We start from the raw sequence: 546 nt of genomic DNA, 5'->3' as shown, positions 1-546 counted from the left end.
CGCGCCGGTTCCGCCGCCGCCCCGAGCGCGGAGCCGAGCACTTCCTCGCCTTCGCGAGCGCCGCCCGGGGCTCTCATCCGTTACCGCGGAGCCTCGCCGGACGAGATGGCTTCTTGAGCCGGATCGTGCCGAACGGCTGTTACACAACGATCATTGAGTGCCTCCGAACGGCCCGGCATACTTCTGGATCCCGGGGTCGTACACGTATGCGAACGCCCCGTGCGGGCCGGGCCTTCGCCCGCCCGATTCACTCCTGAGCAGGGGCAATCTTGCGAAAACCATCAAAGAAGGCGTACGCCGTCGTCGCTGCGGCCGCCGTCGTCCTGACCGCCGGAATGTCCGGCCCGGCGTCGGCGAAGACCAGCGGCCCGGATGCGGCGTTCCCGGTCACCGCCGGGGACGGGGGGACGGCCGGCCGGACCGTGCACACCGTGACCCTGATCACCGGCGACCGGGTCCTCGTGGACTCCCGGGGCCGGGTCGGCGGTGTCCAGCGGGCCAAGGGCCGGGAGAACATACCCGTCTTCACCCAGACCTACGGCGGCC

General features: G+C 71.1%; 1 protein-coding gene. It reads left to right on the top strand.

All coding sequences use genetic code 11. The annotated features are described in order from the left end of the window. Positions 1–269: 269 nt before the first annotated feature. Positions 270–546: hypothetical protein (locus IH13_RS0121955; RefSeq protein ID WP_158791258.1), on the top strand; the 277-nt coding region annotated here is incomplete at its 3' end.

This window comes from Streptomyces sp. NRRL WC-3549 (genome assembly GCF_000721935.1).
Lineage (GTDB): Bacteria > Actinomycetota > Actinomycetes > Streptomycetales > Streptomycetaceae > Streptomyces.
The sequence above is the reverse complement of the archived record's forward strand: the minus strand, read 5'-3'. Positions and strand labels throughout refer to the sequence as shown.